Source organism: Desulfovibrio sp. 1188_IL3213, from assembly GCF_036763145.1.
In the GTDB taxonomy this organism is placed as follows: Bacteria; Desulfobacterota; Desulfovibrionia; order Desulfovibrionales; family Desulfovibrionaceae; genus Desulfovibrio.
The window spans coordinates 1-2,439 of sequence record NZ_JBAIYR010000348.1; the positions used below are offsets into that span (position 1 = coordinate 1).

Sequence of the window (2,439 nt, forward strand, 5' to 3'; positions counted from 1 at the left end):
GTCATGGCGACAATGGGAACCGTGGCCGCCCGGGGCCGGCTGTCGGCCCGGATTTCGCGCGTGGCGGTATAGCCGTCCATTACCGGCATCTGCACGTCCATAAGGATAAGGTCTATATCCCCGGCGTGCGCCCGCCATGCCTCAAGCGCCTCCTGCCCATTGCTCACGGCCGTACACTGTACGCCCATGCCGCTCAAAAGCACTTCCATTATCTCACGGTTTATGTCGCCGTCTTCGGCCATAAGCACGCGCAGCCCCCGCAGGCAGCCGGGCTGCTCTTCCGGCCCTGCCCCCGACATGTCGGGAGCAAAAACATCGTCACGGCCCACGCCGAAAGGCAGGTCCACGCGAAATACGCTGCCCTTGCCCGGCGCGCTCTGCACATGTATCTGGCCGCCCATCAGCTCCACCAGCCGGCGGCACAGGGAAAGCCCCAGGCCGGTGCCGCCGAAGCGGCGTGTAATGGACGTATCCGCCTGTGAAAACGGCGTAAAAATACGTTCCTGCTCTTCCTGGCTCATGCCGATGCCTTCGTCGCTCACAAGGCATGCCAGAGTAATGCTGTTACCTTCGCGGCGCAAAAGCTGCAAATCCACGCGCACCACGCCGCGCTCTGAAAACTTGATGGCATTGCCGCCCAGGTTCAGCAGTATCTGCCGCAGGCGCAGGGCGTCACCCACAAGCGTTTTGGGAATATCAGGGTCAATATGGCTTTCAAGCACACAGCTCTTGTGCTGCGTGCGCGGGCGCAGCAAGGCAAGCACCGCTTCCATTTCATTGACAGGCTGAAACGGCAGGGCCTCCAGATCCATATGGTTGGCTTCGATTTTGGAAAAATCAAGAAGATCGTTGATGATATCCAGCAAAGATTCGCAGGTGGAATGGATTTTTTCCACATAATCCCGCTGCTGCGCGCTGAGGTTCGTATTGAGCACCAGGTGGGCCATACCCATGATACCGTTCATGGGCGTGCGTATTTCGTGACTCATGTTGGCAAGAAAGATGCTTTTGGCCGCATTGGCGGCTTCGGCGCTTTCCTTGGCCTCGCGCAGCATGCATTCATGCTGGCGCTGCTTGGTCACATCGTGCACATAGCCGGTGATGCGGGGTTCGTTCTGCGTACCCACCACCTCATACGTCACAGCAAATGAGCACAGGCCGCGCCACGGGTGGCTCACGCGCAGTTCCACATGCTCCTGAAAGCCCAGGGTCCAGCCCTCGGCACGGCAGAGATTGCGCCAGCGGTGGCGGTCTTCGGGCAGTATGCACTTTTCTACGGCCCCGAGCCGCTCCGCGGCATCCGCACTTTCATGCAGACCAAACTGTTCGTAAAAAATCTCGTTGCACGAAAATTCCGGTTTGCCGTTCTTGCGCCCCAGCTCGAATACGCCGAGCCAGCCCAGACGGCAGGCCAGTGAAAGCCGTGAAAGGCTTTCGCGCAGGGCATTGTGCGCCGCGTGCAGTTCACTGACATCCTGCTGAAAGCCCACAATGCGCAAAACAGGATCGTCCGCTGAAGACACGCGCTTGCCGCCGCAGCGCATATGCACCAGACCCATGTGGGGATGGCGGTAGGCATAGCGGATTTCGCGCATGGAGGCGTCATTCTTGAACACCGCCAGCCTTTCCCGGATAAGAGGCATGTCGAGGCTGTCCACATGACGCAGCCAGAAAGCCGCGCAGGCTTCCGGGTCCAACCCGTCAGGCAGGCCCAGCAGGCTCCGCATGGCCTCGTTGGTAAACATGGCTGTCCGTTCCGTGCGCGTGTCATATGAAATGGCCCACAGCCCCACACTGGCCGCCGCCATTGCCTCGCGTCCCCAGGAAAGCTCTTCGTCAAAAATTCGCCGCGCCTCTAACAATATACTGCCTCCAAAGCTGGCGTGCAGGCTAGCGCTTTTACGCCCGCAAGACAATGCCGTTCTGGAAAGGCCGGACAGCCCCCGGCCCGTTTTCCGCAACATACCGCCATGAAGCCGAAATTGCATTGATTTTGTCGCCCATTTGCCACCGCCTCCGCTTGCGCGCCGCATGACGGGGTGTTAATTTTGCCAGTCAGCGGACATATTACATAGCGATGCCTAGCGCGGCCGCAAACAAGGAACACGCATGAACAACACCACGGTTGTCATCAAATATGGCGGACACGCCATGGACAAGCCCGACCTGTGTACGGCTTTTGCTACAGATCTGGCCCAGCTTGCGGCCCAGCACATGGGCTTTGTCGTCGTGCATGGCGGCGGGCCGCAGATTTCTGCCCTGCTGCAGCGCCTGAATATTGAAAGCCGTTTTGAAAACGGCCTGCGCGTTACCGACCAGCCCACCATGGAAGCGGTAGAAATGGTGCTGTGCGGTCAGGTAAACAAGGCCGTGGTGGCCTCCCTGGCTGCGCACGGCGTGCGCGCCGCCGGCATTTCCGGTCGGGACGGCAACCTGTTG

Annotated in this window: 2 protein-coding genes; one reads left to right on the forward strand and one right to left on the reverse strand. The window is 59.8% G+C overall.

The window, feature by feature from the left end:
• Positions 1 to 1,862: hybrid sensor histidine kinase/response regulator (locus V6C16_RS11255; RefSeq protein WP_333543244.1), on the reverse strand; the 1,862-nt coding region annotated here is incomplete at its 3' end.
• 247 nt (positions 1,863 to 2,109) lie between these two features.
• On the opposite strand from V6C16_RS11255, the gene argB reads away from it, so the two are divergent.
• Positions 2,110 to 2,439, forward strand: a 330-nt coding sequence (argB, locus tag V6C16_RS11260) for an acetylglutamate kinase (RefSeq protein ID WP_333543245.1), incomplete at its 3' end; no start/stop codon positions are given.